This window comes from Streptomyces sp. 71268, assembly GCF_029392895.1.
Lineage (GTDB): Bacteria > Actinomycetota > Actinomycetes > Streptomycetales > Streptomycetaceae > Streptomyces.
Window position 1 is genome coordinate 7162995 of the sequence record NZ_CP114200.1, and the last position, 17635, is coordinate 7180629.

General features: G+C 73.2%; 12 protein-coding genes. 5 read left to right on the forward strand and 7 right to left on the reverse strand.

Features of this window, described 5'->3' with window-relative positions; genetic code table 11:
- Nucleotides 1–102: 102 nt before the first annotated feature.
- Complete coding sequence (locus OYE22_RS28690) at nt 103–651, reverse strand: hypothetical protein (protein ID WP_277323097.1); 549 nt, start codon at nt 649–651, stop codon at nt 103–105.
- Nucleotides 652–1222: 571 nt separating this feature from the next.
- On the opposite strand from OYE22_RS28690, the gene gyrB reads away from it, so the two are divergent.
- From gyrB to OYE22_RS28705, 3 genes are all read left to right on the forward strand, one after another.
- Nucleotides 1223–3199: a DNA topoisomerase (ATP-hydrolyzing) subunit B gene (gyrB, locus tag OYE22_RS28695; RefSeq protein ID WP_277324369.1), complete on the forward strand. Its 1977-nt coding sequence runs from the start codon at nt 1223–1225 to the stop codon at nt 3197–3199.
- 90 nt (nt 3200–3289) lie between these two features.
- The gene (locus OYE22_RS28700) at nt 3290–5509 is read left to right on the forward strand and encodes a DNA topoisomerase IV subunit B (RefSeq protein WP_277323098.1); all 2220 of its coding nucleotides are present in this window, start codon (nt 3290–3292) and stop codon (nt 5507–5509) included.
- A 351-nt stretch (nt 5510–5860) separates the two neighbouring features.
- Nucleotides 5861–6961, forward strand: coding sequence for a winged helix DNA-binding domain-containing protein (locus OYE22_RS28705; RefSeq protein ID WP_277323099.1), 1101 nt, complete (start codon nt 5861–5863; stop codon nt 6959–6961).
- 116 nt (nt 6962–7077) lie between these two features.
- On the opposite strand, the gene OYE22_RS28710 is transcribed toward OYE22_RS28705, so the two are convergent.
- Nucleotides 7078–7461 carry an RNHCP domain-containing protein gene (locus tag OYE22_RS28710; RefSeq protein WP_176160771.1) on the reverse strand — a complete coding sequence of 128 codons (384 nt, stop codon included), beginning with the start codon at nt 7459–7461 and terminating at the stop codon, nt 7078–7080.
- Between the two features lie 661 nt (nt 7462–8122).
- On the opposite strand from OYE22_RS28710, the gene OYE22_RS28715 reads away from it, so the two are divergent.
- The gene (locus tag OYE22_RS28715; protein ID WP_277323100.1) at nt 8123–11437 is read left to right on the forward strand and encodes a S8 family peptidase; all 3315 of its coding nucleotides are present in this window, start codon (nt 8123–8125) and stop codon (nt 11435–11437) included.
- Between the two features lie 149 nt (nt 11438–11586).
- Nucleotides 11587–12258, forward strand: coding sequence for a phosphatase PAP2 family protein (locus tag OYE22_RS28720; RefSeq protein ID WP_277323101.1), 672 nt, complete (start codon nt 11587–11589; stop codon nt 12256–12258).
- Between the two features lie 7 nt (nt 12259–12265).
- Here the strand turns inward: OYE22_RS28720 and OYE22_RS28725 are convergent, their stop codons facing one another.
- The 5 genes from OYE22_RS28725 to OYE22_RS28745 are packed head-to-tail and all read right to left on the reverse strand — an operon-like array spanning nt 12266 to nt 17632.
- Nucleotides 12266–13585: a glutamate-1-semialdehyde 2,1-aminomutase gene (locus OYE22_RS28725; protein ID WP_277323102.1), complete on the reverse strand. Its 1320-nt coding sequence runs from the start codon at nt 13583–13585 to the stop codon at nt 12266–12268.
- A 6-nt stretch (nt 13586–13591) separates the two neighbouring features.
- Nucleotides 13592–14143 carry a dTDP-4-dehydrorhamnose 3,5-epimerase gene (rfbC, locus tag OYE22_RS28730; RefSeq protein ID WP_277323103.1) on the reverse strand — a complete coding sequence of 184 codons (552 nt, stop codon included), beginning with the start codon at nt 14141–14143 and terminating at the stop codon, nt 13592–13594.
- Complete coding sequence (locus OYE22_RS28735; protein WP_277323104.1) at nt 14140–15372, reverse strand: polysaccharide pyruvyl transferase family protein; 1233 nt, start codon at nt 15370–15372, stop codon at nt 14140–14142. The genes rfbC and OYE22_RS28735 overlap by 4 nt, the downstream gene beginning before the upstream one ends.
- Complete coding sequence (locus OYE22_RS28740; RefSeq protein ID WP_277323105.1) at nt 15369–16325, reverse strand: glycosyltransferase family 2 protein; 957 nt, start codon at nt 16323–16325, stop codon at nt 15369–15371. The genes OYE22_RS28735 and OYE22_RS28740 overlap by 4 nt, the downstream gene beginning before the upstream one ends.
- The gene (locus OYE22_RS28745) at nt 16322–17632 is read right to left on the reverse strand and encodes a hypothetical protein (protein ID WP_277323106.1); all 1311 of its coding nucleotides are present in this window, start codon (nt 17630–17632) and stop codon (nt 16322–16324) included. The genes OYE22_RS28740 and OYE22_RS28745 overlap by 4 nt, the downstream gene beginning before the upstream one ends.
- Nucleotides 17633–17635: the final 3 nt, after the last annotated feature.

Genomic DNA, 17635 nt, shown 5'->3' on the forward strand with positions numbered 1-17635 from the left:
CACGGCGCGCTGGTGCGGGTGGGTGAGGGGCCGTGGTACGGGTGGTGCGAGAGGTATGGGTGGTGCGGAGGCCAGGCCCGTCCGGGCGGCCGGCGGGGTGGGTCAGGGGCGCAGCAGGCGCAGGTCCGCCCTGACGATGGTCGCGGTGGTCAGCAGGTCGGTGATGAGGTTGTGGTTGAGCGTGTTGCCGACCGGCTGGGGGACCTCCTCCTCCAGGAGGCCGGGTACGCCGTTCTCCCCGCTGAGCCGTCTGCGGACGTTGGCGACGATGTGCGCGGCGCGTTTCGGGCTCCACCGCTCCGCCGGTCGTAGTCGGGCCAGCTCGTCACCCACCTGGGACCAGGTCAGCGGTCGCGGGTGGGGCCCGTGTCGCAGGTAGCGCTGGGCGAGGCAGACGAGCACCAGCTTCTCCTTTGGGCTCAGCTTCCGGTGTCGCCGGCTGACGAGCGCGTCGGTCGGGCCGCCGCAGACGTGGACCTCGGGCTCGTTGCGCCCGAACAGCAGCCGGAAGTTCGCGTCGGGGGCATCCCGCACGCCGTCGTTCGCACCCAACACGAACAGCGTGTCCGGCAGGGCCGCGGGTGCCGTGCGGCTGAGGCTGCCGAAGTCCCGTGGCAGCAGGCTGACTTCGCTCGCCGGGTTCGCCGTCACCCTGTCTCCTCCCGATCGATGCCCGCCGACGCTAGGTCCCCTCGCTCGGGAGGGGACCTGGGGCGGTCCGAGCCGGGCGGCGCCGGCTCGGCGGCCGCCGGCGCCGGTGCGGCGGCTCGGCGCCAGGCGGTACGGGACGCGCTCGTCGGGCCGACCGGAAGAAAGCGTCTCGGGCCCGACGCGGCAAGGCGCCAGGAAAGCCGCTGAGCGCCTCTCTGACGCGTTTTCCCGTCCTCGACTCAGGGGGGATCGATCGGTCAAGCGAAAGAGGGTTTCAGGCGAACCTGACTGCCTTCTCGCCCCCGGGGTGGGTGGCATCTTCGGTATCGTCGAGATCGTTCCGACGGTGACTGGTCCCGGGCCGGCAAGGCTCGTGGGTCCTCTTCGTGTTGCCGTGTCCCGTTTTCGCCAGGTCGTCGACCGCTCTCCCGCACCGCGGTGCCAGAGCGCGGTCCGTCATGCCCGAAAGAGAGCACCTGTGACCACGTACGACACTCGTATCGACGCCGACACCGACGCCGACGCTGGCGCCCACACCGCCGGAGGTCAGCGGCCCAACCGCGACGAGACCGTGGCCTATGACGCCAACGCGATCACCGTCCTGGACGGACTCGACGCCGTCCGCAAGCGGCCCGGGATGTACATCGGCTCCACGGGGGAGCGGGGGCTGCACCACCTCGTGCAGGAGTTGGTGGACAACTCCGTGGACGAGGCGCTGGCCGGGGTGGCCGACCGGATCGAGGTGATGATCCTGGCCGACGGTGGCGTACGGGTGGTCGACAACGGCCGGGGCATCCCGGTGGGCACGCACCCGGTGGAGGGGCGACCGGCCGTCGAGGTGGTGCTGACCGTGTTGCACGCGGGCGGGAAGTTCGGCGGCGGGGGCTACGCGGTCTCCGGCGGCCTGCACGGCGTGGGCCTGTCCGTGGTCAACGCCCTGTCGACCCGGCTGACGGCCGAGATCTGGACCGATGGCCACCGGTGGACGCAGGAGTACGCGAACGGCGACCCCACGGGCCCGCTCGTCCGCCACGAGGCCACCTCCCGGACCGGCACGTCGTTGACGTTCTGGGCGGACGACGCGATCTTCGAGACCACCCACTTCTCCTTCGAGACGCTGGCCAGGCGCTTCAAGGAGATGGCGTTCCTCAACCGGGGACTCACCCTGACCCTGACCGACGAACGTCCCTCCGCGCGTGCGACGGCCGCGGCCGACGAGGTCGGTTCGGACGCCGTCGCGGAGCGGGCGGCGAAGACGGTCTCCTACCGCTACGCCGGCGGCATCGTCGACTTCGTCGCCCACCTGGGCGCCCGCAAGGGGGAACCGGTCCACCCCTCGGTGATCTCCTTCGAGGCCGAGGCCCCGGAACGGTTGCTGTCGGTCGAGGTCGCGATGCGGTGGAACAGCCAGTACACCGACAGCGTCTACTCGTACGCCAACGCCATCCACACCCACGAGGGCGGCACCCACGAAGAGGGTTTCCGGGCGGCGCTGACCACCGTCGTCAACCGCTACGCGCGGGAGCGCAGACTGCTGCGCGAGAAGGACGACAACCTCGCCGGTGAGGACATCCGCGAGGGCCTGACCGCGATCATCTCGGTCAAGCTGGGCGAGCCGCAGTTCGAGGGCCAGACCAAGACCAAGCTCGGCAACAGCGAGGTGCGGACCTTCGTGCAGAAGGTCGTGCACGAGCGCCTGACCGACTGGTTCGACCGCAACCCGGACGAGGCGGCCGACATCGTGCGCAAGGCCGTCCAGGCGGCGACCGCCCGGGTCGCGGCCCGCAGGGCGCGCGACCTGACCCGCCGCAAGGGCCTCCTTGAGACGGCGTCGCTGCCGGGCAAGCTGAGCGACTGCCAGTCCAACGACCCGGCGCGGTGCGAGATCTTCATCGTCGAGGGTGACTCGGCGGGCGGCTCGGCAAAGTCCGGTCGCGACCCGCGGTACCAGGCGATCCTGCCCATCCGGGGCAAGATCCTCAACGTCGAGAAGGCCAGGATCGACAAGATCCTGCACAACCAGGAGGTCCAGGCGATCATCGCCGCGTTCGGCGCGGGCGTGCACGAGGACTTCGACATCGCCAAGCTCCGTTACCAGAAGATCATCTTGATGGCGGACGCCGATGTCGACGGTCAGCACATCAACACCCTGCTGCTCACCTTCCTCTTCCGCTTCATGCGACCGCTGATCGAAGAGGGCCACGTCTACCTCTCCCGCCCCCCGCTCTACAAGATCAAGTGGAGCCGGGAACACGTGGAGTACGCCTACTCCGACCGCGAACGCGACGTACTCGTCGAACGGGGCCGGCAGGCCGGCCGCCGGGTCAGGGACGACTCCATCCAACGCTTCAAGGGCCTCGGTGAGATGAACGCCGAGGAGCTGCGCGTGACCACCATGGACCCCGACCACCGGGTCCTGGGTCAGGTCACCCTGGACGACGCGGCCGTCGCCGACGACCTGTTCTCGGTGCTGATGGGTGAGGACGTCGAGGCGCGCCGCCACTTCATCCAGCGCAACGCCAAGGACGTCCGCTTCCTCGACATCTGACACACCCCGCCCCGGGCCCCCGGCCCACCGCCCCCCGGGCGCCCCGGGCCGGGCCCACCACCCGCCACCGCCGCCGAGGAGAGCATTCGCGTGCGCGCGTCCCCCGCCCCACCCACGGCCAGCACCTCATTTACGGCCAGCACCCCATTTACGGCCAATACCCCGCCCCCAGCCAGCACTCCACCCCCAGCCAACACTCCACCCACGGTCACCGCCGCCCCCACGGTCAACCCGCCACGGGGCGGCTCCGACTACACCGCACGGCACCTCATGGTCCTGGAGGGGCTCGACGCCGTGCGCAAACGCCCCGGCATGTACGTCGGCTCCAGTGACGGCCGGGGCCTGGCGCACTGCCTGTGGGAGATCATCGACAACGCCGTGGACGAGGCCCTGGCCGGCGCCTGCGACCGCGTCGAGGTCACCCTGCACGAGGACGGCTCGGTCGAGGTCGCCGACAACGGCCGCGGCATCCCCGTCGACGTCGAACCCCGCACCGGCCTGTCCGGCGTCGAGATCGCCTACACCAAGCTGCACGCCGGCGGGAAGTTCGGCGGTGGCGCCTACGCGGCCTCCGGCGGCCTGCACGGCGTCGGCGCCTGCGTGGTCAACGCCCTCTCCGCGCGGCTCGACATCAAGATCGACCGGCACGGCCACACCCACGCCATGAGCTTCCACCGCGGCACCCCCGGCAGGTACGCGGGGCCGGGACCCGACGCCCCCTTCACACCCGCCCCGGGCCTGCGTCGAACGGCCCGGATTCCCGCGTCGCGTACGGGCACCCGGGTGCGCTACTGGGCCGACCGCCAGATCTTCCCGCCCGACGCCCGGCTCTGCCTGGACTCGCTGCGCGAACGCGCCCGCCAGACCGCCTTCCTGGTGCCGGGCCTGACCCTCGTCGTCCGGGACGCGTACGGGCTCGGGCCGGGCGGGAGCACGGGCGAGGAATCCTTCAACTTCGACGGTGGGATCGGCGAGTTCTGCGCGTACCTCACCGACGACAGGCCCCTGTGCGACGTGCTCCGCCTCGCCGGTCGAGGCACCTTCGAGGAGAGTGTCCCGGTCCTGGACGAGCACGGCCGCTCGACGCCCGCCCAGGTCAGCCGCGAACTCGGCGTGGACGTGGCCCTGCGTTGGGGCGCCGGCCACGACACGACCGTGCGGTCCTTCGTCAACGTCATCGCCACGCCCAAGGGCGGCACCCACGTCGCCGGCTTCGAGCAGGCCGTCACCAGGACGGTGAACGAGGCGCTGCGCGCCAGGAAGCTGCTGCGCGTCGCCGAGGGCGACGTGGTCAGGGAGGACGTCCTTGAGGGCCTGACCGCCGTGGTGACCGTGCGGCTGGCCGAGCCGCAGTTCGAGGGCCAGACCAAGGAGGTGCTCGGCACGCCGGCCGCCCGCCGCGTCGTACACCAGGTGGTCGCGCGGGAGTTGGCGGCCTTCCTCGCCTCCACCAGGCGCGACACCTCGGCCCAGGCCCGCGCCGTGCTGGACAAGGTCGTCGCCGCCGCCCGCACGCGCGTCGCGGCCCGCCAGCACAGGGAGGTGCAGCGCCGAAAGACCGCCCTCCAGTCCTCCGCGCTGCCGGCCAAGCTCGCCGACTGCCGCGGCGGCGACGCCGACCGCGGCGAACTCTTCATCGTCGAGGGCGACTCCGCGCTGGGTACGGCCAAACTCGCCCGCGACTCCGAGTTCCAGGCGCTGCTGCCGATCCGGGGCAAGATCCTGAACGTGCGCCGCTCGTCGATGGCCGGCATGCTGCGCAACGCCGAGTGCGGCGCGATCATCCAGGTCGTCGGCGCGGGCTCGGGCCGCACCTTCGACCTGGCCCGGGCCCGTTACGGCAAGATCATCATGATGACCGACGCCGACGTGGACGGCTCCCATATCCGCTGCCTGCTGCTCACGCTGTTCCACCGCTGCATGCGGCCGCTGGTCGAGGCCGGCCGGGTCTTCGCCGCCGTCCCGCCGCTGCACCGCGTCGAGATCACCCGGCCCCGGAAGGGACGTGACCGGTACGTCTACACCTACTCCGACCGCGAACTGCGCGACACGCTCGCGGAGTTGCGCCGCCGGGGCATCCGGTACGAGGACTCCGTCCAGCGCTACAAGGGGCTCGGCGAGATGGACGCCGACCAACTGGCGGCGACCACGATGGACCCGCGCCGCCGCACCCTGCGCCGGATCAACCTCGTCGACCTGGACGCCGCGGAGCGCGTGTTCGACCTGCTGATGGGCAACGACGTGGCGCCGCGCAGGGAGTTCATCTCCGGATCGGCGGCGACGCTGGACCGGTCGCGCATCGACGCGTAGCCACCTCCCGGATCGCGCGTACGGGCAGCGCGCGACCCGGGGGAGCCCGGCAGGCGGGGCCACGGTCGCCCCCGTACGAGCGGCGGGCTCCGCACGCCACGGCCCTCTTAGGCCCGCCGCACCTCCCGCGAGCGGGCGACCAAGGCGGACACACCCTGTCCTCATGGCCTGCCATCGTTAGGCCGTGCATCACGACGAGAACAGCCAGGAAGAACCCGGTGGCTCGGCCACCTCGCCCCGCTTTTGCCCGGCAGGCGGCCGGGCCGGCGGCCGCGCCACGCGCACGGTTGCCGTGCGGTGCCCGGTGGCGACCGGGAGCAGCGGTGACGTACGGGCGGTGGCGGGGCCCCGATGACCGTGCTGGACACCCGGGCGCTCAACCGCGCCACGCTCGCCCGGCAGTTGCTCCTCGACCACGCCGAGCTGCCGGTCATCGACGCCGTCGGGCACCTGGGCGGCCTCCAGGCCCAGGAGCCGCAGGAACCGTTCGTCGGGCTGTGGTCCCGGCTGCGCGCGTTCGACCCGCACGCGCTCTCGAACCTGCTGACCGAGCGACGCGTGGTACGCACCCACCTCATGCGCCGCACCGTGCACCTGGTCACCGCGGACGACGCGCTGGCCTGGCGGGCGCGCCACGACGCCATGCTCCGGCAACGGTCCGTCGGGGCCTACCGCCGCGAACTCGCCGGAGTGGACCTCGACGAACTCGCGGCGGCGGGCCGTGCCCTGTTGACCGCCGGCGAGCCCCGTTCGATGGCCGACCTCGGCCGGGCGCTGGCCGAACGGTGGCCCGAGCCGGGCCCACGGGCGCTCGGCGAGGTGGTCATCGCCGCGCTCGTCCCGGTGGCGCAGCTGCCGCCGCGCGGACTGTGGCGCGTCCGGGCGGGGGTGCGCAACGCGCCGCTCGCGTCCTGGCTCGGCCGCGAGGTGGACCCGCTGCCCCACACCGGCTCGGACCCGGTCGGCCAGGCGCTGGTGCGGCGCTACCTGGCCGCCTTCGGGCCCGCCGCCTCCGCCGACGTGCGCGCCTGGTGCGGCCTGGCCGGGCTGCCGACCGCCCTCGCGGCCCTGCGTGCCGAGTTGGCCACCTTCCGCGACGAGCGCGGCCGGGAACTGCTCGACCTCCCCGACGCGCCACGCCCCGACCCCGGGACGCCCGCGCCGGTGCGGTTCCTGCCCGCCTTCGACAACGCCGTCCTCGGTTACCACGACCGTGGCCGGATCATCGACGACGCCCACCGCGGCCTGTCCGTCACCGGCGCCCGCTTCGTCCTGGTGGACGGCCGGGTCGCCGCCACGTGGAGCGTCCGGGACGGCACGGTCACGGTCACCCCGCTGCGCGCCCTCTCGCGCGCCGACCGTACCGCCGTGGCCGAACAGGGCGACGCGCTCGCCTCGTTCCTCGCCGACGGTGAGCGCCACGGATTCGAGATGGAGACCTCCCCCCGCTGAACGTTCCCCGTGGGTCGCTCCCGCCCTCCCGTACGGCGGCGGGGCGGCCGACCGCGATGCAAAGGGGCCCGGCGGCCCCTGGTCGGGGTCGCCGGGCCCGTCGCACGGTCAGCGGCTCACAGGCCGGCCAGCCGCTCGAAGGGGAACGGTGGCTGGGCCAGCGGGCGTACGGCGAGCCGGGTCAGCGGCAGGGCGTTGTCGTCGCCCGCCGTGCGGTTGGCGTGCAGTACGCCGCAGCCGGTGCACCGATGGATGATCACCCACTCGCCGTCACCGCGCACGGTGATGGCCAGCGGCTCCATCCGGGCACCGCAGTCGGCGGCCCGGTCGCCCGGAGTGGTGTCGAGGTGTCGGCTCCACAGGCAGTGCGGGCAGTGGTTGCGATGGCTGGTGCCCACGGCGCTCATGGAGATGTCGAGGCCGCAGTGCAGACAGCGGAACGAGGTGGCGTTCCGGGAGCGGCCGTGTGCGGCGCGCTCCCGCTTGCTGGGTCGGGTCATGCGAGGGGACTCCTGGGAGTGTGCGTCACGTGCGGAGCGTGTCGCGCGCGCCGAGGTGCGGCACGTCGCGAACGCGGTCCAGTCAGCGGCCGGGTCGGCCGCCGCGGGGTACGCCGCTCGCGTAGGGGAGTCCGTGTGGAGCCGGTCAGCCTCGACCGGGCCGAACGCGTCGGCCGGGTCCAGCAGTCACCGGTGCGGACCGTCCTCGTACGCGAGATCCGTTCCGCGACGCCCTGGGCATACAACACCACCTCTTCGCAGGGCCCGACGCCGTGCCGGTGCCCCATGCCACGCCCATGGAAACCGCCGCGCGGGTCGGCGCACAACTGATTTCCGCCCGCCGAGCCGCGCGGGGGTCGCCGGCGGGCGGCGAGGGCGCCCCCGCGAACAAGCGGGGACCTACCGTCCGCCATACCGTCCCTGACCTGGCCGTACCGGAATCCGACCCCCCACAACGCCACACGGCGGCAACACACCAGATGCCTACCAACGCTTTCAAGTCCTTTTGTTTCAGGAGTACTTGGCTTTTCCGCCACACTCGCGGGTGGGTGCCGCGATCCGGCACATACTCGCCTGTGCACGCACTGATGTGAGGGGCCTGTGGGGCCCTTCTCGTGAGCTGTCCTCATTGGGGGGAAAGTTGCGTACAGGAAGAAGAGCTGTGTGGGGCGCCGGAGTGGCCGTCGTGGCCGCCACCGCGCTCGCGGCGGGGTTGACCACCCCGACCGCTGTGGCGCGGGAAGGTTCCGCCGTCACGGCGGACGGCGAGCGGGCGAAGGGCCAGCGCGGGGCCGACGGCGCCCGCACCTGGGTCACCCTCGTCACCGGTGACCGGGTCGCGGTCGATACCAAGGGCAACCCGGTCGCCATCCGGCCGGCCGAGGGGCGCGAGCACATCCCCGTACAGGTGGAGCGGCGGGACGGGCACGCGTACGCGATCCCGCTCGACGCCCGGCGCCTGATCGCCCGGGGCACGGTGGACAAGCGGCTGTTCGACGTGACGACGCTGAGCCGGCCGGAGTACGTGGCCAGCCAGCGCGAGGGAGTGCGGCTCATCGTCGCCTACCAGGGCGAGCGGCCCGCCGCCAAGGCGAAGCTCCGGGCCGCCGAGGGGACGAAGGTGCGGCGTTCGCTCCCGGTGCTGGGCGCCGACGCGGTGACGGCCTCGCCCGAGCACGCCACGGCCGCCTGGGAGGCGCTGACCGACGCGTCGCGGGGCGCCTCGCACCGCACCGCCGCCCCCGGGGTGGCCACGGTGTGGCTGGACGGCATCCGCGAGGCCAGCCTCGACAAGAGCGTGTCGCAGATCGGCGCGCCCGAGGCGTGGAAGGCCGGTTACGACGGCAAGGGCGTCAAGATCGCCGTCCTGGACACCGGTGTCGACCAGACGCACCCGGACCTGGTCGGGCAGCAGGTCGCCGAGAAGAACTTCACCGACGCCGTCGACACCAAGGACCGGGTGGGCCATGGCACGCACGTGGCCTCCATCGCGGCGGGTACCGGCGCGAAGTCCGGCGGGAAGTACCGAGGCGTCGCCTCCGGCGCGAAGATCCTCGACGGCAAGGTCCTGAACGACGAGGGGTCCGGTGAGGACTCGGGCATCATCGCGGGACTTGAGTGGGCGGCGGCCCAGAAGGCCGACGTGGTCAACCTCAGCCTGGGCGCGACCGACACGCCCGAGCTCGACCCGTTGGAAGCCGCCGTCAACAAGCTGGCGGCCGAGCACGGCATCCTCTTCGCCATCTCGGCGGGCAACGAGGGCGAGTTCGGCCCCGGCACCGTCGGCTCGCCTGGCAGCGCGGACGCCGCGCTGACCGTGGGCGCCGTCGACAAGAAGGACAAGCTGGCCGGCTTCTCCAGCAGGGGTCCCCGGGTGGGGGACGGTGCCATCAAGCCCGACGTGACCGCGCCCGGCGTGGACATCGGCGCCGCGGCGGCGCCCGGCAGCCAGATCGCCGAGGGAGGTACCCCGGTCGCCGACGGCTACGTGGCGATCTCGGGCACCTCCATGTCCGCCCCGCACGCCGCGGGTGCCGGCGCGATCCTGGCCCAGCAGCACCCGGACTGGAGCGGTGAGCGGATCAAGGCCGCGCTGACCGGTTCCACGACCCCCGGCGCGTACACCGCCTTCGAGCAGGGCACCGGCCGCATCGACCTGCGCAAGGCCATCACGCAGACGGTCATCGCCGAGCCGGCCTCGCTCTCCTTCGGCACCCAGCAGTGGCCGCACGCCGACGACAAGCCGCAGAGCAGGACGCTGACCTACCGCAACCTGGGTGACAAGCCGGTCACCGTGGACGTGGCGCTGACCGGTACGGGCCCCGACGGCAGGCCCGCTCCCGCCGGCTTCTTCACCGCCAAGGACAAGCGGCTCACCGTTCCCGCCGGCGGTACGGCGACCACCTCCGTCACCGTGGACACCCGGCTGGGTGGCACCGTCGACGGCGCGTACAGCGCGCGGGTGACCGCGACGGGCGGCGGGCAGACCGTGCGCACCGCCGCCGCGGTGGAGCGCGAGGTCGAGTCGTACGAGGTGACCCTCAAGCACGTCGGTCGGGACGGCAAGCCCGCGCAGACCTTCAGCAGCGCGCTGAACGGGATCAGCGGCCTCGGCGCTGGCCGGGACTACCTTGTCGATGACACGAGCAAGGACGGCAAGGTCCGACTCCCCAAGGGGCGTTACCTGCTGAGCGGCGCTGTCAACGGCAGTGACGAGAGCATCGACTGGATCAACCAACCCAAGCTGGTCGTCGACAAGACCACCACGGTGACCCTCGACGCACGCACCACCAAGCCCGTCGACGTGACCGTTCCGGACCGGGACGCCACCTCGCGGCTCGCCTACGCGGAGGTCGGGCTCACCGGGGAGGCGTCCTACGGCTACGGCTATCTGCTGGACTCCTTCGCGAAGTTCAGGACCGCGCACCTCGGCCCGGCCGTTCCGGCCGGTGAGCTGACCCAGCAGTTCACCAGCAGCTTCCAGCGGGGAGAGAACGGCCCCACGTACCACGTGGCCTACGGCGGCTCCGTCACCAAGGCGCCGACCGGATTCGTCCGGCACGCCAAGCCCGCCGATCTCGCCAAGATCACCGCCAGGCTGGGCTCCCCGGCCCCGAAGAAGACCGGCGCCCTGCTCACCTTCCCCGTCTTCGACGGCGCGGGCAGCTGGGCGGTCAGCATCCCCACCAAGCTGCCGCACACCGCGACCCTCTACGTCAACGGCAAGGGCCCGCGGTGGCTGGTGTCCTTCGACCAGTACAGCGCCAAGGACGACTACGAGGCCACCTACAACACCGACGAGCGTCGGCTGGCTCCGGGCAAGTCCTACAGCCAGCAGTTCAACATCGGGGTGTTCGGCCCCAAGGTGAGCGCGAACGAGGGCGTCTTCCGCGAGGGCAACGACCTGTACGGCGCCCTCCCGCTCTTCGCCGACGGCGGGAACAACACCGGTTACACGGTGACCGACAAGGCGCGGACCACCCTCTACCGTGACGGCAAGAAGGTCGGCAGCAACACGGACCCGCTGACCGGCGCCGAGGTGTTCACGGTGCCGGCCGGAGCGGCCCGCTACAAGCTCAGCACCTCGGTCAGCCGCAGTGGGGTCGCCAACGTCTCCACCAAGGTCACCGGTGACTGGACCTTCTCCTCGAAGAAGACCACCAGCCATGTGAAGCTGCCGACCTCGGTGGTGCGCTTCACCCCCGCTCTGGCCGTCGACAGCACCGCCAAGGCGGGGGCGACGGTCAAGGTCCCGGTCACGGTGCAGGGCTCGGCGGCCGGTAAGAACCTGAAGTCGCTTGCCGTGTACGTCAGTTACGACAAGGGCGCGCACTGGAAGAAGCTGGCCGTCAGCGGCGGCAAGGTGACCGTGAAGAACCCGGGCGCGGGCAAGACCGTCTCCTTCCGGGCGAACGCCAGCGACAAGCAGGGCAACACGGTGAGCCAGTCCATCTACGACGCCTATCGCACCCGGTAACACCCGCTCGCCCCACACCCGGTAACACCCCGGTCACCAGCGCACCGGCCCGTCGGGGAGCGTCATCCCGGCGGGCCGGTGCCGTCGCGCGTGCGGCGCGGGGGTCGGCGCGCGGGGTCGGCGACTGAAAGGCTGGCAGCGTGCGAACGTTGGATGATCCTGAACGCGTCGGCCGCCCGGTGCCCGCGGTGCTGCCCGCACCGCTGCGCGCGCGGTGCGGGCTGGTCGCGGCCGTCGCCGCGCTGGTGGTCGTCGTGGTCGGCCTCTGGTACGCGGGCGACGGCGGGCCGGGCCGGGTGGACGCGCGGTTCTCGGTGGCGGCGGAGGACGTGCGGCCCCGGTGGCGGTCCGTCGCGCTGGCCGTGGACTTCTGGGGGGAGCCCGCCGGGGCGGCCACGCTGGTCGGCCTCGCCGTGGCGGGCTGCCTGCTGCTGCGGTGGCCGCGCGCGGCGGCGCTCGTCGTGGTCGGCGTCGGGCTGGCCGTGGTGACGACGCGGCTGCTGAAGCCGCTGGTGGGGCGCACCATCCACGGTGACAACCTGTCCTACCCGAGCGGTCACACCGCCTTCTGTGCCGCCTTCGCCCTCGTGGTGGCGCTACTCGTGGCCGGCCGGCTCCGGCTCGGCGCGAGGGCCGGCACCCTCCTCGCCCTCACCCTGACGCTGGTCGCCGGCGCCGCGATGGGGTGGGCGCAGATCGCGCTGGGCGCGCACTACCCGACCGACGTGCTCGGCGGCTGGTGCACGGCGCTCGCGGTGGTGCCGGCGACGGCGTGGCTGGTCGACCGGGCGGCCGACGCCGCCCGGCGAGCGCGCGACTGAGGACGCCCTACGCCAACCGGCGGAAGACCGGTTTCACCGGCCGCCCGGCCAGCCAGGGCGTGGGGTCGCCGGCGTCCAGCGCCTTCCGGTACACCGCGCACGCCTGGGCCACCACGTCCACGGTGTGGTCGATGTCGGCGTCGCTGAGCGCGCTGCTCACCACGAACGACGGGGCCAGCACCCCGCCCGCGATGAGTTGGCGCAGGAACAGGGTGCGGTACTCCTGCGAGGGCCGCAGGTCCGCGTCGAGGGTGGCGAAGACCAGGTTGCTGGCCCGGCCCCGGACGGCCACGTGGTCGCCGACGCCCGCGCCGGCCGCCGCGTCCCGGACGCCGGCGGCCAACCGCTCGCCGATGGCGTGCAGGCGCGCGGTGACGCCCTCCTCGACGTAGGTGGTGAGCACGGCCATCGCTGCCGCCAGCGCGTGCGTCTCCGCGCCGTGCGTGGTGGACAGCAGGAACACCCGCTCGTCGGGGTGGCGCAGCCCGCCGCGTTCCATGAGTTCGCGGCGCCCGGCCAGCGCGGCGACGGCGAACCCGTTGCCCAGCGCCTTGCCGAAGGTGGACAGGTCGGGCACGACGCCGTACAGGCCCTGGGCGCCCGCCTCGGACCAGCGGAAGCCGGTGATCATCTCGTCGAAGACCAGGACGCAGCCGTACCGGTCGGCCAGCGCGCGCAACCCGGCGAGGTAGTCGGCCTGGCCGGCGGGTTCGAGGATCAGGCAGGCGACCTGCCCCTGGTGGCGGGCGAGCATCTCCTCGGTGGCCGCCAGGTCCGCGTACGGGAACCGCACGGTGAGTTCGGTGGTCGCGGCCGGCACGCCGGCGTTCATCGGCGTGGTGCCGATGAACCAGTCGTCGACCGAGAAGAACGGGTGGGTCTCGCAGACGGCCACCAGCGGACGCCCGGTGACGGCACGGGCCAGGCGCACGGCGGCGGTGGTGGCGTCCGAGCCGTTCTTCGCGAACTTCACCATCTCGGCGGTCCCCACCGTGGCCAGGAAGCGCTCGGCGGCCTCCACCTCCACGATGGACGGGCGGACGAAGTTGCTGCCCCGGTCCAGTTCCCGCCGCACCGCCTCGACCACGCGCGGGTGGGCGTGGCCGAGGCTGACCGACCGCAGCCCCGAGCCGTACTCGACGTAGCGGTTCCCGTCGACGTCCCACACGTGGGCGCCGCGACCGTGGCTGATGACCGGGGCCAGGTCCGCGGGGTACTGGTCGTCGCCCTTGGCGTAGGTGTGCGCGCCACCGGGAACCAGGGCGTGCAGCCGCTCGTTGGCCGCACGCGACCTGGGCAGCGGGAACTCCTCGGCTGGAGGTGCCACGGTGCCTCAACCCTCCTCGTGGGTCAGGGCGTCGGCCAGGCTCGGCGCCCGCCGGTCCCGCGCGGACACCGACGTGACGGGCAGCGGCCAGGGGATGGCGAGCCGCGGGTCGTCGAAGGCGATCGTCACGTCCTCGGCGGGGTCGTGCGGGCGGTCGATCCGGTACGAGACGTCGGCGATGTCGGTCAGCGCCTGGAAGCCGTGCGCGCAGCCCGCCGGCACGTACAGGGTGGTCTGGGTGGCGTCGGACAGTTCGAACAGGCCCCGGCCCAGGTAGGTGGGCGAGTCCGGCCGCAGGTCCACGACGACGTCGAAGATCCTCCCGTACGAGCAGCGCACCAGCTTCGCCTCGCCGGCGCCCGAGCGCAGGTGCAGGCCGCGCAGCACGCCCCGGACCGAGCGCGACAGGCTGTCCTGGACGAACGCGTTCGGGTCCAGGCCCACCGAGCGGACCACGTCGGCGTCGAAGGTGCGGCAGAAGAAGCCGCGTTCGTCGGCGTGCGGCGTCGGTTCGAAGAGGTAGGCGCCGGCGATCTCCGGGACCTGGGTCGCTTTCATGGGGTCTCCCGCGTGGCAGGGGCGTGGTCGGACGCCGGGAACAGGGACTCGGTCAGGGCGGCGAACTGGTGCTCGACGCGCCGGGTGGCGGCCACGTTCCGCTCGGCGAGGGTCCGCCGTAGCTCGGCCGACCGCCGCTCAAGGGCCCGGAACTGTGCGAGCAGCCGGTCGGCGTCGACCTCGCGGGCGGGGTGGCAGTAGGTGCCGAGGCCCATCCGGGCCATGAGCGCGTCGCTCTTGCCCGAGTAGCTGAGCGCGAGGGTCGGCTTGCCGACCTTCAGCGAGCAGATCAGGTTGTGGTAGCGGGTCGCCACCACGGCGTCGGCGACCGCCATCTCCTTCATCAGGTCGGCCAGCGAGGCCGTCTCGGCCGAGGTGACCAGCGGTGAGTCCACCGCGTCGAGGATCGCCGCGACCACCGGCCGGTCGACCTCGTCGCCGGTGAGCAGCCGGACCGGCCTGCCGTCCGCGACCAGGGCGCGCACGAACGCGGTCGTCCCGTCGAGGTAGCGCCGGTGGATCTGCTCGGCCCTGGCGCGGTCGTCGTTGCTGCCGTGGAAGGCCATGACGCCGACGCAGACCGTGCCCGGTGTCCCCGGGGCGGGGCCCGCCGTCGGTGTCGGCAGGGCGAACACGAGGTCCTCGTAGACGCCGTCGCGCGCGGTGTCCACGCCCATGTCCCGCATCGCGTCGCGGGACATGGCGTCCCGGTACGACCGGTAGCCGGCCAGCCGCGCCGACCAGCGCACCAGGGCCCGGGTCGGCCGGTTGCCGATCCGGCCGGCGCCGACGCTGACCAACGCGACCCGGGTGCCGAACAGCCGGCCGGCCGCGCAGAGCAGGAACAGCGAGTACGGGAGGCCCCACGGCCGCAGCGGCAGCGTGGTCTCCAGGACGCCCGTGCCCGGCACGATGACCACGTCGTGCCGGCGCACCCAGGCGGCGGTGCGGGCGACGTCGACGAGCTTGCCCACGCCCTTGGCGGCGACGGCGCCCGCGCGGGACGCGGTCCGGTACTCCCCGCGGTACCAGTTCAGCCGCGTGGCCGGAATCCGGTAGCGGAGCGCGACGTCCTCGGCTCCGCCGCACATCGCGTCCACGACCGCGCCCGGGTGCTCGGCGGCGAGGTACCCGAGCACCGCTTCGAGCGAGCCGTCGTTGCCGATGTTCCCGGAGCCGAGCAGGCCGAACACCCCGACGCGGAGCGGAGTTCGCCTCGCGGGCGTCATGCCCGGCTCCCGTCGCGGCCGGCGACGAGCGCGTCCACGGAGACCGTGAGCTTGGCCGGGTCCACGGGCGCGCGGTCCTCGACCCGCTCGCCCGCGCCCGGCCGGGCCCGGCTGGCCATCCACGCGGCCAGGTGGCCGTAGCACGCGCGCCGGTCGGCCGAGGACAGCGGCGCCCGTCGGATCGCCGAGACGAAGCCACCGACGTACTCGGCGAGCAGCCGGGGCGTCGGGTGCAGCGGCCCCGCCCGGCGCGGGTCCAGGTTGACGCACCGAGAACGCTTGGAGGGGTTCGCCCGCTCGGCGCGCGTGGGATGGTCGCGGCGGAAGTACAGCAGCTCCGGCACCTGGTGGAACGGCCCGTGCAGGCCGATCTCGGCGACGAACGTGCGGTCCGCGTGGTGGTAGCTGTCGTGCGGCTTGACCCGGCGCAGCACGTCGGCCCGGATCACCCCGTAGAAGTCGTCGCCGCCGGGCTCGAAGAGCATGCTGCGGAAGCGCTCGGGCGCGCGCGGCGAGGCGGTGTCGAGCGTGTAGGCGTACGGGACCTTCACCTTGCCGTCGCCGTCGATGACCGCCTGGTCGGCGTGGGCGAGGATCACCTCCGGCCGCTCGTCCAGCGCCTCCACACAGCGCCGCAGCAGGTCACGGGCGTACAGGTCGTCGTGCGACGCCCACTTGAACAGCTCGCCGCGGCACTGGGTGAACACGTGGTTGTGGTTCGGCGCGGCGCCGATGTTGCGGGGCAGCCGGATGTACCGCACGCGGGAGTCCCGGGCGGCGTACGCGCGGCAGATGTCGCGCGTCCCGTCGGTCGACGCGTTGTCGGTGATGACCAGTTCGAAGTCCTCGTAGGTCTGGCCGAGCAGGGCGTCCAGCGACTCCGCGAGGTACTCCTCGCCGTTGTACACGGGCAGGCCGATGCTCAGCCGGGGAGTGCGGCCAGAGACAGTCATGACGTCCTCACTTCACGAAGGGTGTTCTGGTGGCGCTCGCGCAGGGCGGAGCGCAACTGCAGCCACCACGCGGCGGAACCGCACGCGGCGGCGGCGGCGACGCCCCAGGCCGAGCCGGCCGTGCCGGCCACGGCCGCGCCCCCGAGCCCGCCGGCGACGTAGCAGGCGGAGGCGAACAGTTGGCAGCGCAGGCTGCGCCGGGCGGCGGCGAGCGCGCGCAGCCCGGCCGCCGCGCCGGTGCCGAGGCCGGCGCCCGCGACGCCCAGGGTGACCGGCAGGATGATCGCCGACGCGGAGTCCCAGACGTCGCCGAGCACCAGTTCGCCGGGCCGGTCGGGCACGAGGAGCAGCGCCGCGCCCCACAGCAGCGCGGCGAGCGCCTGCCCGCCGCCCAGCGCGAGGCAGAACCTGCCCAGGCGCTCCGGGGCCCGCCGCAGCACCCGGGCCGCCTCCGCGACGGTGACCAGCGAGAGCCCCATCAGCACGGCGAGGAACGGGCCGAGCAGCAGCTCGGCGCCCCGGATCACCCCCACCGCGCCGACGCCGACGATCGCGCCGAGCCCGTACGCCCGCAGTTGGCTGGAGCCGCTGACGCCGACGTTCTCGGCCAGGTACCGGTAGCCGAGGTCGCGGTGGTCGCGCAGCCACTCGCGGGCCCCGGTCACCCGGGGCCTGATGCCGGACTGGTAGCAGCCGTACGCCGCGGCCACCGCGGCGGAGGCGCCCCAGGCGAGCACGTAGGCGGTCACGCTGCCCACGCGGGCCGCGATCACCATGGCCGGCACGAGGGCCACGCCCCACACGACGTCGTTCACGAACGCCTTGCGGCCGTCGCCCGCGGCGAAGAACGAGAACCGCCAGGCGTCCTGCAACAGCAGCCCCGGCAGCACGACGCCCAGACCGGCGAACGCGAACCCCACCCGGCCGCCCAACGCCAGCCCGAGGACCACGCACACCGCGCCGACGGCCGTGCCGACGCCGAGCGCGGTGCCCGCCGAACGGGCCACCGCCACGCGCCAGGAGGCCACCGGCACGCCGCTGAAGCGCACCACGAGCGGGTCGGTGGCCAGGCCCCGGGAGACGCTGAGCACCACGCCGTAGGTCACCCAGGCCAGGCTGAAGGCGCCGAAGGCGGTCAGTCCGAGCGAGCGGGCCACGTACACGCCCACCACGAAGTTGGACATGCTGGAGGCCGCCTGGTCGGCCAGGCCCCAGGACAGGCGGCCGAACATGGCCCGCTTGGCGGTCCGCCCGGCCTGGTCCGGCGGGGCCTTCGGGGCCGTGGTGCCCTCGCCCTCGGTCGTCATCGG

What these genes read in the sequence shown, in the direction of transcription:
- rfbC (WP_277323103.1), bottom strand. Translation starts at nt 14,143, where the DNA reads ATGAAAGCGACCCAGGTCCCGGAGATCGCCGGCGCCTACCTCTTCGAA.
- OYE22_RS28745 (WP_277323106.1), bottom strand. Translation starts at nt 17,632, where the DNA reads ATGACGACCGAGGGCGAGGGCACCACGGCCCCGAAGGCCCCGCCGGAC.
- OYE22_RS28740 (WP_277323105.1), bottom strand. Translation starts at nt 16,325, where the DNA reads ATGACTGTCTCTGGCCGCACTCCCCGGCTGAGCATCGGCCTGCCCGTG.
- OYE22_RS28735 (WP_277323104.1), bottom strand. Translation starts at nt 15,372, where the DNA reads ATGACGCCCGCGAGGCGAACTCCGCTCCGCGTCGGGGTGTTCGGCCTG.
- OYE22_RS28710 (WP_176160771.1), bottom strand. Translation starts at nt 7,461, where the DNA reads ATGACCCGACCCAGCAAGCGGGAGCGCGCCGCACACGGCCGCTCCCGG.
- OYE22_RS28705 (WP_277323099.1), top strand. Translation starts at nt 5,861, where the DNA reads ATGACCGTGCTGGACACCCGGGCGCTCAACCGCGCCACGCTCGCCCGG.